Below are 16,632 nucleotides of genomic sequence, written 5' to 3'. Positions count from 1 at the left end.
TAAAAAATATGCTGATGAGTTAACGGAAGGATTTATTCAAGCAGCTATCTTTTTAAAAGAACAACGTATTTTTTCGTCGAGAGATTTACCATATAGTACACAGTTAATTCCAATGGCAGTAATATTCACAATCCTAAAGTCAAAAACACAAGACAGCGTTATTAAAGAGAAAATTTCTTCTTGGTATTGGTGTGGTGTATTTGGTGAAATGTATGGTGGAGCAAATGAAACAAGATATGCAAATGATGTTGGCGGAATGTTGGAATGGATTAACGGAGGAAGCGAACCAGATACCGTTCAGAGAGCGTATTTCCAACCGACTAGGCTATTATCTCTTCAATCACGATTGAGTGCTGCATATAAAGGAGTAATGGCATTACTTTTAAAAGCGGGATGCTTAGATTTTATAAGTGGAAGTCCTATGGATTTTACTGTTTTCTTGGATGAAAATACTGATATTCACCATATCTTCCCACGTGCATATTGTGAATCAGAAAATATAAGTAAAACAAAATGGAATTCCATCGTAAACAAAACACCATTATTTGCTAGAACTAACCGAATAATTGGAGGAAATTCACCAAGTGAATATTTGAAGAGAATTAAGTTAAATAATCATGTAGATAGTGCAAATCTTGATAGTTATATAGCATCACATAAGATAGATGTTCAAGATTTACATACGAATAATTTTGATGATTATTTCATTAAACGAGCTAAGTCCTTAATAGACCTAATAAGCAATGCGATGGCAAAACCAATTTCCAATTTAAGTGGGATGAAATCATAGCTTCTTTTGGTAGACCGTTGAACTAGAGTTGCTTACTTTAAAAGCAGGAATAATATAAGTTTTTTTATATAGTTCAGTATTTATTAGCAATAAGTTTGCTTGATATTAAATTCGAAACTCATAAAAAATAACTATGTTGATTTAACGGAAAAATACAGCCATTTTGCAACTTGCAAACTGAAGTGCCCCCCTTAAATTGCACTAATAATATTAGGGGGGTTTTTAGTTTAAAAGTAAGTTTGGATAAAAGGCTGTATTAGAGAATTTATACGGAGGGGGAGGGGGGATTAAAAGAGCAGGCAAAGGCGGTTTGTTAGTTAAAGAAGCCATGAAAGTAAATTTTTCGACTAAAACCTAACACGGATTTTGCTTAAGGCTTATATTAAGTAATGGAAATAAGTCACTTCATCTATATGAAAAAGCATGGAAATCCATGCTTTTATACATTCCTATTTATTTTTACCTTCCAATACGGTTATAAATTCCCGTAAATAATCAGGTAGATCTGGAGGACGGCGGCTTGATACGAGATGTCCATCAGTCACAACCGGTTCGTCATACCAAATGGCTCCGGCGTTTTCCATATCATCCTTAATTCCTGGCGTACTAGTCACATTCTTTCCATTTAAGATCTTGGCAGAAATTAATACCCATCCAGCATGACAAATCTGGCCAATTGGCTTCTCGGCCTCATTCATTTCTTGAATGAGGGATAAAACAGATGAAAAACGACGAATCTTATCAGGTGCCCAACCACCTGGAACCAATATAGCATCATAATCTTCCGCTTTTACATCTTCATAGGCAAAACTAGACTCAACAGGAACACCGTATTTCCCGATATACTTTTTATTTGCCTCATCTCCAACAATATCTACAATCGCTCCTTCTTCACGAAGTCTAAGTACAGGATACCAAAGCTCCAAGTCCTCAAATTCATGATCAACAAGGCTTATAATCTTTTTTCCTTTTAAACGCATTGAACCATCATCCTTTTTTATTAAACTATACTAGAAACTGTTAATGACTGGCAAGTGATACTTGTATTTAGGAGCTGTCAAAACAATGGACCGTATGCCAATTTGATAATTGGCATACGGTCCATCTCCAAGGATAGAGTTACCATACAAAAACTCATTCCAATAACAAGGGCTGTTTCTTACAAATAATTCTATCTTTACTCTCTAATTAATCTTGAACACGTTTTATTCTTGGGTCTGTAAAGATATCCGATTCATCCTCACTATTAGATGAAAATTCAGAGATAATGGCTCCATCTCTCCCGCTTTAAACCAGTGCTTTGTATTCTACCTAGGAATATAGGTTTTTATGGATATTTTATTTAACTTAATAATTTAAATCCTTTTTTCCGTTAGTTATAATATTCTTATACTAATTTGGAGAGGTAACATGACATGCCCATACACAACAAACTCGTACGTGATCTGATCCCGAAAATAATAGAAAGCACTGGTAAGAAATTTAGCACAAAAATTCTAGGCAATGAAGAATACGCAACTGAATTAAAAAATAAGAGCCAAGAAGAACTTGATGAGTATTTGAAAGCAGAAAATGATCAAGAAGCTATCGAAGAATTAGCTGATCTATTAGAAATTATCCATGCACTCGCTAAGTGCCACGGATCTTCTATTGAAAAAGTAGAAGAAGTCCGCCGAATGAAGGCAGAAAATCGCGGAGGATTTGAGGATATGATCTTTTTAATAGAGGTTGAGGATGAGTAAGGTTGAACTAATAACTGGGGAACTAGGAAAGCACTTATTAGAAAAGACAGAAGAGTCATCATCTATTTGTATCCTGACCTCATTTATTATGAAATCAGGAGTACAATTTTTAAAAGAAAGTTTAAAAAGAGCGGCAAAAGATGGGGCAGATATTAAAATTTGTACCGGTGATTATTTATACATAACGCAGCCGGATGCCCTTGATGAATTGCTATCAATTGATGAACGAATTGAAATTAGAATTTGGAAAAGTAACGGAGTATCCTTTCATCCAAAGGCCTACATATTTCAGTCAAATGAACAAAAACTCCTGTTTGTAGGTTCCTCAAACCTCTCTAGGTCAGCACTTTGTAATGGAGTGGAATGGAACCTAGCTGTTAAAGATGAACAAGAAGTGTTTGATGAAGCTCAATCCGAATTTCTAAGACTATTTTATGCTGACCAGACAGTATCCTTGAATAAGGAAACATTAGAAGAATATAGAACTAGTTTTGAAAGATACCAAAGAAAATATCCAAACCTAACCAAAAAATGGTCTGAACTTGAAGAGTTAGATTTAATGCTCCCTTCGAAGAAAGAGGCTCCAATACAGCCAGAAATTATTGTAGACCCACCAGCTTCCTATGGGGCAATTCAACCAAGATTTGCTCAAATTGAAGCTCTTGAGGAGTTAAACAAAACACTGGAAGAAGAGTATAACAAGGCCCTGGTTGTCATGGCGACGGGACTAGGAAAAACCTATTTGGCTGGATTTTTTGCTCAAAATTTTAATAAAATTCTTTTCATTGCCCACCGGGAAGAAATTCTTCATCAAGCAAAAGAATCCTTCGCAAAAGTTATGCCGGATAAACGATATGGTATTTATAATGGTAAGGTAAAAGAAAGTGAAGCGGATGCTATTTTTGCATCCATTTATACATTGAGTATGAAAACGCATCTCGAAAAGTTTCATCCTGGAGAGTTTGATTTAATCATTGTGGATGAATTCCATCATGCGGCGGCAGAGTCCTATAAAAGAGCACTAGAATATTTTCAACCAAGGTTTTTGCTGGGGATAACCGCTACACCTGACCGAAATGATAATAAAGACGTTTACGCGATTTGTGACGGGAACGTTGCCTTCCGTCTTGATTTTCTTGAAGCAATCCAAAGAGAGTGGTTATCTCCATTTAAATATTTTGGCGTTTATGATGATACTGATTATAGTCAAATTACCTGGCTAGGTAACCGATATGATGAAGAAGAATTGCTTCTCGCTCAAATGAGAGAGGAATTGGCCAAAAAGATCCTGGAAGCATGGGAAAAGAAGAAACAGACAAGAACGATTGGCTTCTGTTCTTCCATAAAGCAAGCAAACTTTCTCTCGGACTATTTTAATAACCGTGGATATCGAACTGTAAGTCTTCATTCACAGCAAATCAGCGTTGGTAGAAAGGAAGCCATTTCCCAGCTTTCCAAGGGAGAAATGGATGTGATTTTTACAGTTGATCTCTTTAATGAGGGTGTGGATATACCAGAAGTAGACACGTTATTGTTTGTCAGACCGACTGAATCGTTAACGGTCTTTACACAACAAATTGGGCGTGGACTTCGATTACATCCAGGGAAAGAAAGCTGTGTCATCGTTGATCTTATTGGAAACTATCGAAATGCAGATATTAAGCTTAGTTTACTTGATACCCAGCCTAGTGAAGGAAGGACCAGAAACATTCAGCCATCTCTGCCGCAATTTTGTGAGATGGACTTGGATATAGAAGTAATCAATTTACTCCGAGAAATGTCACGAAAAAGGCAGCCAAGAAGAGAAAAGCTGCTTAATGATTATATGGTTTTGAAGAGGGAGCTTGGTAGAAGACCAACTTACTTGGAATTGCATTTAATTGGTGCTTCTGATTCACCTCAGTATAAACAGGAATTTAAAACGTATTTTGGGTTTTTAAAATGGGCGGACGAATTAACCTCTGAGGAATTGGAAGTATTTAATCGATATGAGGATTGGTTTATTGAAGTAGAGAAAACAGGAATGACTAAAAGTTATAAGATGGTTGTCTTACTGGCCATGCTAGAACGCGGCCCTTCCCATTGGTTTGATCCAATCACTCCATCCGAGGCTGCACCATTTTTTCATCACTTTTTGATGGAGAAAGAGCATCGGAAGAGAATCGATTTTTCCGATAAATCTTCCGTAAAACTTTGGGATTATAGTGAGGAAAAAGTAAGTAAATTGATTGTTACAATGCCAATGACAATGTGGAAAGGTAAGCTAACTTCTTTTGAAAATAACGTTTTTCGGTTTAATCTTGATGTTGCTAAAGAAGATGAGGAAATCCTATTCAATTGGACAAAAGAGATTTGTGAATACCGTCTGCATTATCATTTTGAACGGAAAGCTAAAATTCATCAAAATTGAAGTGACCCCTTTTAGTTGGAAATATAGTCTAACTTAAGGGGTCACTTCTGTTTTGGAAGGTGCGATCCCTTTTTTTATATTAAAAGGTAGCAACGCTTTATATAATCCTCTGAAACGATTGATCCGAACATATTATCGTCTAGTATATGCTAGAGAACCAAAATGGAAGTAAATGCAATTTTAATGTAGTACAGTGTTATAATTTAAGGTAATAAATTCTTCTCTGGAGGTACGCTATGAATGATGTTGTGAATACTCAAAAAGAAAAATATAAAGCTTGGGTTACGGAAAATTTAGGTGAAAAAACAGGTATCTGGTACACGCCATATCTTGAAAAACTTGGATACCTGTTAGAAAAGTTTGGATTAGGTAGCGGCTATAAGGAAAATTTCTTTGATTATCAAACATATTCGGAGTATAAAAATATCTATCAACAAATGACGGAACAAAGTGATGAGGATATTGAGAGATTAGTAACTGGAGGTACACCTCGATATCCAGAAAAGTTTGGTACATTAAGAATTCAATTTAGAAAAAAATATGCGGAAGATGAATATAATCGCGGGGTAAGAAGTAAGCCTGAAAATCTAGGTGGGATACCTGACTGGGGCGTTTTAATGCGCTCATATTTAATATTTTTATATTATGTTGAAAATCCTACTTTAACTTATCCTAAAAAAGAGAAGAAAATTGCGAATCAAGAAAATGAAATTGATAACAGCATTAATTATTGGGTAATTTCACCAGGTGAATATTCGAGATTATGGGATCAGTTCCACGCAGGAAATATGATTGCACTTGGTTGGGACTATTTAGGGGATTTAAATAACTATGATTCAAAGGAAGCTGTTGAACGAAAAATAGCTGAGCAAAGAGCGGATGGGGTGCGCCCTGTCAATGATACAAAGGCTGTGTGGGATTTCTATCGTGAAATTAAAACAGGCGACGTTGTATATGTGAAAGAAGGAATTAAGAAAATCCTCGCACGCGGTGTTGTTACGGGAGATTACTACTTCGATGATGAAGCATCAGAGTATAAACATAGAAGAAAAGTAGATTGGCTTCAAGTTGGAAAGTGGGAACTACATCAGACATTTGCTCAAAAAACGTTAACATGTCTAAATCCTTATCCAATTTTAATTCAAGAAATTGATCAAGTAATGAATGAAGAACTTATTGAACCCAAAATTGCTGAAGTAAATGATTTTAAAAATTGGTTATCCAATCAAGTTACTGATACAGGAGTTAGCTTGAATGATAAAACAGTTAAACAAAAAGTAAGTGCGTTAAAGGATATAGAGCACCATTTTGATACTTCAATTTTTGGTGAAACAGATATTGAGCAACTAAAACGGTTGAAAGATATAGTGGTATCAGATGAATCCTACAAAAAATATAAAGGCGTATCGGGAAGTTCAATTGACTATTACATTCGTTTTATTGAATCTAAGCCTACTGTACAAGAAAATGAACCCTTTACAATGGATGAATTTCTTTCGGATGTTTTTATCGAGAAGAAGGAGCTTGTACGTCTAATTTCTCTACTTCAAAATAAGAAGAATCTTATTTTGAAAGGTGCACCGGGAGTAGGAAAAACGTTTATTGCCAAACGTTTAGCGTATGTAATGATGGAAGAAAAAGATGAAACGCGTATCCATATGGTTCAGTTCCACCAAAGCTATAGTTATGAGGACTTCATTGAAGGCTTTCGTCCAAAAGCTGAAGGAGATGGGTTTGAGCTGAAACAAGGTCCGTTTGTGAAGTTTGCTAGAAAAGCGGCACGAGATCCAGAACGAGACTACTTCTTTATTATTGATGAAATTAATCGTGGGAATATGAGTAAAATATTTGGGGAATTAATGATGCTTATCGAAGCGGATAAGCGAGGCGAGCAAATCAATCTCCTTTATTCTAATGATAAGTTTTCTGTACCATCGAATTTATACATCATTGGAATGATGAATACGGCAGATAGAAGCTTAGCTTTATTAGATTACGCTCTTCGAAGAAGATTTTCGTTTTTTGAAATTAAACCGGCGTTCAAAAATGAGACATTTAAGTTGTATATAAACGAATTAAATAATCCAGAAGCTTTAAATCGTATCATTGATGAAATTAATAGCTTAAATAATGAAATTGTTGAAGAGCTAGGGACAGGCTTTCAAATTGGGCATAGCTACTTTATAGGTGATGCTTATAAAGTAGATACTGCAAATCGTGTAGAGGAAGTAATTGAATATGAAATTATTCCACAGCTATTCGAGTATTGGTTTGATGATGAACAGAAGGCAAACGATTGGTCTGAACGACTAAGAGGTTGTTTCTATGGAGAGAAATAATAATATTCCAATTCGTAATATATACTATATGCTTTCCTATGCATATCAAACGTTAAATCTTTCCGAGTATAAACAAATCGGAACAGAAAAGTTCGAGAACGTCAAGGAGCTTTACGAAGAAATTCTATCGATTGGTATACCTGTTTTGATTCGCGGAGGATTAAGTAAAGATTATATAAGTGTTGAAGAGACTTCCAATGTTATTAAGGGGAAAATTGATATCAATTCTACGATAAAGAAAAATGCATTGGTAAATAAGAAAGTTGCAGTGGTTTATGATGAGTTCTCTGAAAATATATTTTTGAATCAAATTATTAAAGCGACACTCGTTTACCTATCGCACTCAAATAAAATAAGTCAAAAAATGCGTAGATTGTTTTATGGTTTGCTGCCTTATTTTACAGGGGTACTAGATGTAGAGCTAGATTTGAAGCTATGGAAAAACGTTAGATATAACCGCCAAAACATTCGCTATCAATTTATTGTAGACGTGTGTAGATATCTTTATGAGCAGTTATTATTTGATGAAAGCTCGATATCTCAAATGATGAAAGAGGTTCAGGATGAACAAAGATTATCTTCTTTATATGAAAAGTTCATCTATGCATTTTTTAAACGTGAAACGAAATATAATGTGTCCCATCCTCAAATTAAGTGGAGTGTTGATGATGAATTCACAGATGCATTACCAATTATGCAAACAGACCTTGTACTTCAAAAAGATAAAAAAACATTGATTGTGGATGCCAAATTTTATTCTGAGAATATGGTAGCAAGGTTTGAAGGCGGAGCTGCAAAACAAAAATCAGGTAACCTTTATCAAATATTTACATATATAAATAACTGGAAAAAAGAGCCGGATGAAACGGTTGCAGGTATGTTACTTTATGCGAAAACAACCTCATTAAATCAACCTAACCATATTTATCACATTAAAGGTAATCAAATTTTTGTTGTATCTCTTGACTTACAACAAGATTTTAGCGGCATAAAGGAAAACTTATTAGCATATGCCAATCAATTTTTTGCATAGTTTTATAAATTCGCTTTATGTATATACTAAACATCCTTCGAATCATTATTCGGAAAATGAGAATAAAATACAAGAACATAAGTTCTCTTTTTATTCGGAATATGATAAACTATTAATGCAATAGAATAGGATTTCTTAAGGGTGGTCGGCTCACTCCCAACAGAAAGGGGGTGATGCTGAATGACAGTTTTCGAAACCTTAATGATTATGATTGCTTTTGCGAGTCTAATCGTTGCAGTACTGTCATTTAAACAAAAATAATCCACCCTTGAGTTAACGGCATGGGTGGATTATCACCATATATTAGCCGATCCCCCATAGTGGGAAACCGTTTATTGCTGGACCAGACATGTTGCTGCATGTCTGGTCTTTTTTAATTTATTCATTATTAAGTATTATTATAACTGATTTCTATGCTTTCGTAAAACTTTTCAATAATACCTTTCGATAAAAGGGATATGTCAAACAAGGTAAATATGTTTATTCAAGTATTTTTGCATGTTACTAAGAATATGAGCTATACAAAGAATTCCCTACTCGATTCAGGAGGGGGAGGGCCTAGAATGACCTAAGTGCCTGGCCTTTCGATATTTAACAGATAAAGCAAAGTGATTATTGATTTTCCTCAGAAACTAAATAGTTATTTTTTCTTTAGAACACCCTTTTTAACTAGATTAACTAGGATACCCTTATTTTTAAACTTATTGTAAGCTATTAATTTATTTAAATCTTTAACAGTAAGATTTGCTGTATCGGTTGCTAGTTCAAATTCCTTAGTTCTCTTAATTAATTCTAGAGCAAAATCAATTTGCTTAGCAGACAGTGAATAGTCATCTTGATTTTTTGATTGGACTGCCGAGTTTACCTTTTCCTCCACAGATTGTTCAATAGTTGCAGCATGCTCGCGCAATCTTGCTTCTACGATTGCTTCTATTTCCTCATGACTGATTGACTTATTCTCAACCTCGGAAGGTTTTTGAGTGGTATTGAATAGTTTATCAAAAATCCCCTTTAACAATTTTGACACATCGCTTTCATCGCTATTTCATTTATTAACTATGTAAGTAAAATATTCCTTCATTCTATTATTCTAACAAATAGGAAAAAAAACAATACTTTTGTCAGATTTTTGCGGGAAAAATGTCTAAAAATTGTTATTTTTCATGCCAATATTCCTATTTGTAGTATAATGGAGAAAAATGCAAATTTTGGAGCGGTTATTATGGCAGTCACGATTCCTGAAACCATCCGTTCAACAGCTACAGCAGGGGAGCGGTTGTTATTTCGGACATTGAAAACTTTTCTACCCGATGATTATATTGTCTACTACGAACCAGAAATTCAAGGCAAACGTCCTGATTTTGTGATCATTGGTCCTGACCTAGGTATAGTGATTTTAGAAGTAAAGGATTATACAAAAAACACCTTATTTCAAATTAACCATGATGAATGGCATATTGTCGCTACTTCTGGTGATCAAGCCGTGGTCAAAAGCCCGATGAAGCAGGCAAGGGATAATATGTTCCATGTGGTTGATGTGTTGAAAAAAGATAAAAATCTTGTTCAATTGGATGGTAAATATAAATTTCAGTTAAAGTTCCCCTACGGCCATGGGGTTGTTTTTACTAGGATGTATTCCAAAGATTTTATTGAAGAAGGGTTATATTCGGTTATTGAGCCAAATCTTTGTTTAACCAGGAATGAAATTGATCCCGATAAAGAGGAATTTTCCGAAGAAATCCTGATGGAGAAAATCTTGAATATGTTTGTTGTTCCATTCCGACTGAAGGAACCCCTCACACTTGAGGACATCAATGCGATTCGCTATCATTTATTCCCTGAAGTTCGGATTAGTGCAGAGTTTAAAGCACCGGTCCCTTATCAAGATCAACTATTATTATCACTTCATGATATTAAGACCATGGATCTCCATCAAGAGAATTTGGCAAAGCAGATTGGTGATAAGAATCGGTTGATACGGGGAGTGGCAGGGAGCGGAAAAACGATTATATTGGCAAGTCGTGCTAAAATGCTATCCAAACAAAATCCCGATTGGAAGATTCTTATCCTTTGCTATAATATCTCACTAGCTAATGCGATACAGCAAATGATTCATCATATGTTAAATGAACCCGAGGATCTATTTGATTTTGATCCTAACGTAAAGAAGGTTCAGAATCAAAACATCATCGTCCGCAATTTCCATTCATGGTTGAAGAATGATCTGAAAATCAGAGAGCAGCAGCTGCCTGATATCATAGAAAAAATTGAGAGGAAAGAGTCCATTCTGCCGACTTATGATGCGGTATTAATTGACGAGGGACAAGATTTTGAAGCAGAGTGGCTGCGAATTGTCAGCTTACTTATCAATTCGGATACGCAATCACTTTTATTGGTAGAAGATCGGGCCCAAACGATTTATAATCGTAAACGGTCCTACCTTCAGGATACCGGTTTAAGCTTCCAAGGCCGGTCAAAGGTATTATCCATCAATTATCGGAACACCCAGCAGATTGTAAAGTTCGCTTGGGATTTTTACCGTAAGCATTCCATGTTTAAGAATAAAGTGGTCAATCGTGATCTAGAAGGGGAAATTATTGCCCCCAAAAGTACCAAACGAAAAGGACCGGAAGCGGGGATTGTAAGAGCTGCTAATTTCTTTGATGAAATGAGACTGGTTGCTCGGCAAATTAAAAAGCTTCACCAAGAGAGAAAAGTCCCATTTGATGATATGTTAATCCTGTACCGGGTGAAACGAACGCATCAATATCCGATTATTGATATGATCAAACGATCTTTAACGAATGAAGGATTGCCATTTTATTGGATAACAGAAAATGACGTTTCGAAGCGATCCTTTGAGAAGGAAGACAGCAAAGTGAAGATTAGCACGATTGACAGCAGCAAAGGTCTTGATTTTCGTGCAGTGTTTATTGTCAACGTAGACTCGATGCCATTTCCTTTAGAAGAAAATAAGGAAAGGGAAGTGTCGCTTTTATACATAGGGATGACTAGGGCAAAGGAATTTTTGTGTCTTTCTTACTCAGGTGAATCCGAATTCACCTTCTATCTTGATGGGATACTTCAAGAGAGAAAACCGAAGAATAAAGAAATTGGGCAGATTAATTAACCTATCAACTAAAAGAGTCTATTATGGGTAGACTCTTTCCGTTTGCCGATCTGCTGGGGTAATTATATAGTATAAGTTCTTGAAAGAGTTATTTCGTATTTATCGTTAACATTTATCTTTTTTTATAGATAGTTCTCCAATATCGGCATTGATCGTTAACCAAGGACATTAGAAATTAATTATTGAATTCAAATTAATCGGGGGAATTTTTGTGGATTTAAGAAAAGAATTTCATAAGGACATGATATCAATCTACCAAAATGCCAAAAGAGAGTGTGGCTATAATGCGACTAGATTTCTTCAAATGGTAGCTGCTCAGGATGGTGTAAAAGTAGCGAAAAGTTTCATTCATAAAAATCAACCAACCGACGGGTTTACAACACTTTGGGAGTTTGGCAGATTAGACTTGACGGTGGAAGCATTAATATTAAAGCAGAAGTATCAAGAGTTGTTTACCGATGAAGAGAGACACACGGTTAGTGAACTATTAAAACAATATGGTTATGAACCAGATGAATAAGTAAATTGCTTAAAACAAATATCATAGAATTATATTTCTCATAGAGAAAGCAAAAATCAGAAATATAGGGGGGATAGGAATGAAGTTTATATCCTGGAACTGTCTAAGGGGATCCTTGATAAAGGACAAGTTTAAGAAAATAACTGAACTTTGCCCAGATTTGGCTGTGATACCAGAGTTACCAGACCCAAGTATGTTTCAAAATGAAGTGACTATCGAGAACTCTATTTGGTATGGGCAAGAAAAGGGAATTGGACTTGGGATTATTTCTTTCTCTAAGGACTATAAATTATCTATGTTAGTAGATGAAATAAAATATGAATGGGTAGTTCCAATACAGGTATCCGGACAGGAAGACTTTATTCTACTTGCCGTATGGACCAAAAGAACCCCGGGATATTCATCCTATGGACATATCCTATATTCAGCTTTAAAAGAATACGAACATTTTCTTAAAAATAAACGAGTAATCATAATTGGCGATTTTAATATTGATAAAAATCTACCTAGTAGTTACTCAGGGATTCAAGGCCGCCTAGGATTTGAAAGAATAATTGAACTGCTTCATAGTTGTGGGTTAACAAGTTGCTACCATTATTTTTCTAATGAAGAATTTGGCTCTGAAAGCAAAGCCACTTACTATCATTATAGGAAAAGTACCCTGCCATTTCATATTGACTATTGTTTTGCTTCACAGGAGATGATTCAAAGGACGAAGCAATTTTATGTTGATAATGATGAGGATTGGGCAAAGTTAAGTGATCATTTACCGCTTGTATTTGAACTTTAGAGGACTCATGAGTCCAATCAACAAATTTTAGTCAATGAAAATAAGCCTCTCTTTGACGAGAGGCTTATTTGCTAATCAGCAAATACTGTATGTTTTATTTTCCATTTTTCCATTGCAATAAATAACCAGAAACTATAGATTCCTATAGTGATGATGCACAATAACCACCACTTTATCCAGTTTCCGAACAATCCGATAGCTGAACCAGTAAAAGTTAATCTTCGTCCATTTATCACAGTATGTCTTGTTTTCCATCCTAGAATCATAGTAATTGCCCAAGGATAACAAATTCCAATTGTGCAAATGGTTACAAGTCCACCTAAAATGGACCAACCTATGTATTGAAATAAACCACCATCAAAATAAGAGTTTCCTTCCGATTGTGAAGTATAGCTCTGGTTTACATTTATTGTTAAATCACTCATAATATCACCTCCTAAGATTAATATAGGTAAATTATACTATAAAATTACCTTTTATGGATGGGTATCTATTAGGATGTTATAAAACGATCAATAATATAGAGGAAAAACACGACAGATAACCTATTATAATTTATTCGAATTTAATATTTTATTTTTCCTTTATTACTAGTAAATCATATTTACATAATGACATCATATTGTACAGAATTTGGAACCCTATTATTATAAGGGAGAGTTTTAATTTGAGCAGCAAGCAAAAGAAATTAATAAAAGAGCTAGATCATTTAAGTGAAAAAATCCAAATATTAAAATTAACAGGAGATAATAATAGGTTATTAAATTTGAGCAGAGGATATAAGAATGACAGAAATAGAATACGTAAAGAGATATTGCACCAATACGCAGATTTATTCGCTGTCATACAATGTATAAGAAAATTAAGCGACCTTGGTGTTCAAAGTGTAGATTTATTGGCTAGCGAGAATGAAGAGTATTTTAAAACATCTATTATAAGGTATAATGCATTAAATCCGTTGATGATAAAGTACATAGACGTTTTTGATGAAATAGTCTGTCTTTTAGAAAATGGCTTTCCAGACGGGGCGATGCAGCGATGGAGAACATTGCTTGAATATTCGATCATCATTATTTTCATTATTTAGCAAGGCGAGGAAGTTGCAGTAGCGTACATTAATAATTATCTAAAGTCGATGGAAGACTATCTTCATCCAAGAACAAACTTTGCTTGGGCAGAAATGGCAGACTGCTTAAAGGAAGAAAAACAGATTAGTATAAGAAAGCTGTTGGCTCATATCAATGGAATTGATAAAAATGCCAAAATAAAGTATTTGGCAATGTATAAATTAACTTCACAATCTATCCACGGTTCTTCTGTTGGAATTAACCTATCGTTTAATGATCATATTTCTTTTGATATTAATGAACTCAATAATAAAAATAGTAATTATTATTCTGGAGGAATTAGCACAGTAATTACCCATACTATGAGTCTGATATTTCCAACCTTCTTAAAGTATTTTAATACATTCCCGAATGCGGAAATAGATATTAAAAATTTATGGAAGGAACTTTTCAGTGTATATGTAAAAGAAATAAATAAAAGTCAGCTATAAATAAAAACAGGTGTCCTCAGACAGTTTTCAAATCTGCTTGAGACCGTTGCTAAGGCGGGAGACATTTTATGTTAGTGAAATTTAGAAAGATTATGGGTGAATTTTAATCCTTAAATATGACATTTGTATATTACGTTCTTGCTAATAGACTTGTTACAATAAATAATATCCATTCCATTAGGGGAGAATTTATTTATGGCTAACACACACACTTTTAGCAAAGGCGAGGAAGTCGCTAATTCAATTACTCACGGTATAGGTGCTCTTCTCAGCATTGCAGCTTTAGTACTATTAATTGTGTCTTCTTCATTATACGGAAACGCTTGGTATATTGTCAGCTTCACTCTTTTTGGTTCTACGATGCTCTTAATGTATACATCGTCAACCCTGTTACATGCGTTCCCTGAAGGAAGCAAAGTGAAAGATTTATTTGAAATCTTCGATCATTCTTCCATCTATTTTTTTATTGCTGGAACGTACACACCATATCTGTTTTTAGTAGTTAAAGGTTGGTTAGGATGGACTATCTTTGGGATCGTATGGGGACTGGCGATCGGAGGAACTATTTTTAAATCCTTTTTTGTAAAGAAATTTTTATTTACATCGACTGGGTTATACGTAGTAATGGGTTGGTTAATTGTTTTTGCTTGGAAACCTTTATCGGAACACATGCCGCATACTGGATTAAAGTATTTAATTATTGGAGGATTGTTCTATACTTTTGGATCTGTTTTCTACATTTGGAGGGGGTTCAAATATCACCATGCATTATGGCACCTTTTCGTTCTTGCCGGAAGTGTGATGCACTTTTTTAGCGTACTAACACTTTTGCAATGATTACCATTAATGAACTTAATTTATAGTAGTTAGGTAACAAATAATTAGGATCAGCTGCCATAATGGCGGCTTTTTTGTTGTGTGCTAATGGCAGTTAATCCTAGGACGCTGGAAGAAAACGAGAAGACCGATCAAAATCTCCAATTGTATTTAAAGAAACCACGGTTTTTTCCGTGGTCCAGTTTAAGAGAAAGCGTTAATTTATTTCGAAAAAACCATCTAAGTTAGAACTGATATGACGATTCCACCGAATGCCGTTACAATTACAACAATCCAAGGTGGAAGCTTCCAAATCATGAGTAAAGCAAAAGCAATAATTGCGAGGCAAAAATCATAAGGCGTTTTAATGGCACTGGTCCATACAGGATTATACAAGGCAGCAATCAATATTCCTACAACAGCTGCATTAATCCCAGAAAGTGCTGATTGGAATCTTGGTCTTGAACGAAGGATATTCCAGAATGGCAGTGTACCTGCAACAAGGAAAAATGCAGGTAAGAAAATAGCAATCAGTGCAAGTATACTTCCAATTATCCCATTAGGGTACGGCTTCAATACAAAACCAAGGTAGGAAGAAAAGGTAAACAAAGGTCCAGGCACCGCTTGTGCAGCTCCATAACCAGCTAGGAATTGGGCATTTGTCATCCAACCTGTTGGTACAACATCTTGCTGTAACAACGGTAGAACAACGTGACCGCCACCAAAAACTAATGCTCCTGCACGATAGAAACTATCAAACATAGCGAGTCCCTGATTATGAATAACAAGCCTTAAGAGAGGCAGAACAATCAAAAAGGCAAAGAATAGTATCAGAAAGGTAATGCCTGTTTTTTTACTTATTGGTATTTGCATCGGCTCGATTTCCTGTGCTGTATTTTGTTTGAAGATGATCCATCCAATAAGTCCTGATATAATAATTATAAGCACTTGAACCACTGATATAGGGACCAACAGGGTGGCAACAGCAGAAATTATTGCAATTGAACCCCGCATTTTGCCGGTTGCAAGTTTGCTTGCCATCCCCCAGACCGCTTGAGCCACAACAGCTACAGCTACAATCATCAATCCGTGTAACCAACCCGCATGCTGCAAATTTAGCCCATGAAGCAGCCAAGCAAAGAGCATGAGTGCAATAGCAGAGGGAAGCGTAAATCCAAGCCATGCCATTAGTCCGCCAATCAATCCAGCTCTTTGAATTCCAATGGCAATGCCAACCTGACTGCTTGCCGGTCCAGGGAGAAACTGACAAAGTGCGACTAAATCAACATAATTTTTTTCATCTAGCCATTTACGCCGCTTCACATAATCCTCATGAAAATATCCTAAATGAGCAATTGGACCTCCAAATGATGTAAGTCCTAAACGGGTCGAAACCTTTAAAACTTCCAGAATACGTTTCAAACTAGCTTCCCCTCCTAATCCTTAATCTCTTTAAAATCTTTTGAATGTTCTTTTTTAACAGCGTTCAAATAAAAGTTGTTGT

At 35.3% G+C, this 16,632-nt stretch carries 16 protein-coding genes and 1 pseudogene; 12 read left to right on the top strand and 5 right to left on the bottom strand.

From position 1 onward, the window contains the following. Window positions 1-112 precede the first annotated feature (112 nt). The gene (locus GXK58_RS22000) at window positions 113-790 is read left to right on the top strand and encodes a hypothetical protein (RefSeq protein ID WP_160725329.1); all 678 of its coding nucleotides are present in this window, start codon (window positions 113-115) and stop codon (window positions 788-790) included. 449 nt (window positions 791-1,239) lie between these two features. Here GXK58_RS22000 and GXK58_RS21995 read toward each other — a convergent pair whose 3' ends face one another. After that, window positions 1,240-1,770: a type 1 glutamine amidotransferase domain-containing protein gene (locus GXK58_RS21995; RefSeq protein ID WP_160725328.1), complete on the bottom strand. Its 531-nt coding sequence runs from the start codon at window positions 1,768-1,770 to the stop codon at window positions 1,240-1,242. Between the two features lie 208 nt (window positions 1,771-1,978). Beyond that, window positions 1,979-2,097, bottom strand: a pseudogene (locus tag GXK58_RS27125) (D-lyxose/D-mannose family sugar isomerase); the annotation flags it as partial. Window positions 2,098-2,205: 108 nt separating this feature from the next. Between GXK58_RS27125 and GXK58_RS21990 the strand changes: the two are divergent. The 5 genes from GXK58_RS21990 to GXK58_RS27780 all read left to right on the top strand — a co-directional run bounded on the left by GXK58_RS21990 (window position 2,206) and on the right by GXK58_RS27780 (window position 8,575). Beyond that, window positions 2,206-2,532, top strand: a complete 327-nt coding sequence (locus GXK58_RS21990; RefSeq protein ID WP_160725327.1) for a nucleoside triphosphate pyrophosphohydrolase — start codon at window positions 2,206-2,208, stop codon at window positions 2,530-2,532. Beyond that, the gene (locus tag GXK58_RS21985) at window positions 2,525-4,942 is read left to right on the top strand and encodes a DEAD/DEAH box helicase family protein (protein ID WP_160725326.1); all 2,418 of its coding nucleotides are present in this window, start codon (window positions 2,525-2,527) and stop codon (window positions 4,940-4,942) included. The genes GXK58_RS21990 and GXK58_RS21985 overlap by 8 nt, the downstream gene beginning before the upstream one ends. 236 nt (window positions 4,943-5,178) lie before the next feature. Then, the gene (locus GXK58_RS27120) at window positions 5,179-7,281 is read left to right on the top strand and encodes an AAA family ATPase (RefSeq protein WP_202171427.1); all 2,103 of its coding nucleotides are present in this window, start codon (window positions 5,179-5,181) and stop codon (window positions 7,279-7,281) included. Further along, the gene (locus GXK58_RS21975; RefSeq protein ID WP_160725325.1) at window positions 7,268-8,314 is read left to right on the top strand and encodes a 5-methylcytosine restriction system specificity protein McrC; all 1,047 of its coding nucleotides are present in this window, start codon (window positions 7,268-7,270) and stop codon (window positions 8,312-8,314) included. Before GXK58_RS27120 ends, GXK58_RS21975 begins: the two co-directional genes overlap by 14 nt. Window positions 8,315-8,494: 180 nt before the next feature. Next, window positions 8,495-8,575: a putative holin-like toxin gene (locus GXK58_RS27780; RefSeq protein WP_413310078.1), complete on the top strand. Its 81-nt coding sequence runs from the start codon at window positions 8,495-8,497 to the stop codon at window positions 8,573-8,575. A gap of 379 nt (window positions 8,576-8,954) precedes the next feature. On the opposite strand, the gene GXK58_RS21970 is transcribed toward GXK58_RS27780, so the two are convergent. Then, the gene (locus GXK58_RS21970) at window positions 8,955-9,341 is read right to left on the bottom strand and encodes an ABC transporter ATP-binding protein (protein WP_237389748.1); all 387 of its coding nucleotides are present in this window, start codon (window positions 9,339-9,341) and stop codon (window positions 8,955-8,957) included. A 195-nt stretch (window positions 9,342-9,536) separates the two neighbouring features. Here GXK58_RS21970 and GXK58_RS21965 point away from each other — a divergent pair, with 195 nt between their 5' ends. From GXK58_RS21965 to GXK58_RS21955, 3 genes are all read left to right on the top strand, one after another. Further along, window positions 9,537-11,444: a 3'-5' exonuclease gene (locus GXK58_RS21965; protein WP_160725324.1), complete on the top strand. Its 1,908-nt coding sequence runs from the start codon at window positions 9,537-9,539 to the stop codon at window positions 11,442-11,444. A gap of 211 nt (window positions 11,445-11,655) precedes the next feature. Continuing rightward, on the top strand, window positions 11,656-11,964 hold the full coding sequence (locus GXK58_RS21960) for a hypothetical protein (protein ID WP_237389747.1): 309 nt from the start codon (window positions 11,656-11,658) through the stop codon (window positions 11,962-11,964). 79 nt (window positions 11,965-12,043) lie between these two features. Then, window positions 12,044-12,754 carry an endonuclease/exonuclease/phosphatase family protein gene (locus GXK58_RS21955; RefSeq protein WP_160725323.1) on the top strand — a complete coding sequence of 237 codons (711 nt, stop codon included), beginning with the start codon at window positions 12,044-12,046 and terminating at the stop codon, window positions 12,752-12,754. A gap of 71 nt (window positions 12,755-12,825) precedes the next feature. Here the strand turns inward: GXK58_RS21955 and GXK58_RS21950 are convergent, their stop codons facing one another. Continuing rightward, window positions 12,826-13,179, bottom strand: a complete 354-nt coding sequence (locus tag GXK58_RS21950; protein ID WP_160725322.1) for a DUF898 family protein — start codon at window positions 13,177-13,179, stop codon at window positions 12,826-12,828. A 242-nt stretch (window positions 13,180-13,421) separates the two neighbouring features. Between GXK58_RS21950 and GXK58_RS21945 the strand changes: the two genes are divergently transcribed. The 3 genes from GXK58_RS21945 (at window position 13,422) to trhA (ending at window position 15,149) form a co-directional block, all read left to right on the top strand. After that, a complete protein-coding gene (locus GXK58_RS21945; RefSeq protein WP_160725321.1) occupies window positions 13,422-13,841 on the top strand; it encodes a DUF5677 domain-containing protein in 420 nt (139 codons plus the stop codon). A gap of 48 nt (window positions 13,842-13,889) precedes the next feature. Beyond that, on the top strand, window positions 13,890-14,312 hold the full coding sequence (locus GXK58_RS21940) for a hypothetical protein (RefSeq protein WP_160725320.1): 423 nt from the start codon (window positions 13,890-13,892) through the stop codon (window positions 14,310-14,312). Window positions 14,313-14,507: 195 nt separating this feature from the next. Beyond that, on the top strand, window positions 14,508-15,149 hold the full coding sequence (gene trhA / locus GXK58_RS21935) for a PAQR family membrane homeostasis protein TrhA (RefSeq protein WP_160725319.1): 642 nt from the start codon (window positions 14,508-14,510) through the stop codon (window positions 15,147-15,149). Window positions 15,150-15,368: 219 nt separating this feature from the next. On the opposite strand, the gene GXK58_RS21930 is transcribed toward trhA, so the two are convergent. After that, window positions 15,369-16,550 carry a chromate transporter gene (locus GXK58_RS21930; protein ID WP_160725318.1) on the bottom strand — a complete coding sequence of 394 codons (1,182 nt, stop codon included), beginning with the start codon at window positions 16,548-16,550 and terminating at the stop codon, window positions 15,369-15,371. Window positions 16,551-16,632 lie beyond the last annotated feature (82 nt).

The organism is Bacillus sp. USDA818B3_A, from assembly GCF_009928415.1.
GTDB lineage: Bacteria > Bacillota > Bacilli > Bacillales > Cytobacillaceae > Neobacillus.
Note: the sequence above shows the minus strand (reverse complement) of the source record. Positions and strands in the feature narration are given on the sequence as shown.

What these genes read in the sequence shown, in the direction of transcription:
- GXK58_RS22000 (WP_160725329.1), top strand. Translation starts at nt 113, where the DNA reads ATGGCAGTAATATTCACAATCCTAAAGTCAAAAACACAAGACAGCGTT.
- GXK58_RS21995 (WP_160725328.1), bottom strand. Translation starts at nt 1,770, where the DNA reads ATGCGTTTAAAAGGAAAAAAGATTATAAGCCTTGTTGATCATGAATTT.
- GXK58_RS21990 (WP_160725327.1), top strand. Translation starts at nt 2,206, where the DNA reads ATGCCCATACACAACAAACTCGTACGTGATCTGATCCCGAAAATAATA.
- GXK58_RS21985 (WP_160725326.1), top strand. Translation starts at nt 2,525, where the DNA reads ATGAGTAAGGTTGAACTAATAACTGGGGAACTAGGAAAGCACTTATTA.
- GXK58_RS27120 (WP_202171427.1), top strand. Translation starts at nt 5,179, where the DNA reads ATGAATGATGTTGTGAATACTCAAAAAGAAAAATATAAAGCTTGGGTT.
- GXK58_RS21975 (WP_160725325.1), top strand. Translation starts at nt 7,268, where the DNA reads ATGGAGAGAAATAATAATATTCCAATTCGTAATATATACTATATGCTT.
- GXK58_RS27780 (WP_413310078.1), top strand. Translation starts at nt 8,495, where the DNA reads ATGACAGTTTTCGAAACCTTAATGATTATGATTGCTTTTGCGAGTCTA.
- GXK58_RS21965 (WP_160725324.1), top strand. Translation starts at nt 9,537, where the DNA reads ATGGCAGTCACGATTCCTGAAACCATCCGTTCAACAGCTACAGCAGGG.
- GXK58_RS21955 (WP_160725323.1), top strand. Translation starts at nt 12,044, where the DNA reads ATGAAGTTTATATCCTGGAACTGTCTAAGGGGATCCTTGATAAAGGAC.
- GXK58_RS21950 (WP_160725322.1), bottom strand. Translation starts at nt 13,179, where the DNA reads ATGAGTGATTTAACAATAAATGTAAACCAGAGCTATACTTCACAATCG.
- GXK58_RS21940 (WP_160725320.1), top strand. Translation starts at nt 13,890, where the DNA reads ATGGAAGACTATCTTCATCCAAGAACAAACTTTGCTTGGGCAGAAATG.
- trhA (WP_160725319.1), top strand. Translation starts at nt 14,508, where the DNA reads ATGGCTAACACACACACTTTTAGCAAAGGCGAGGAAGTCGCTAATTCA.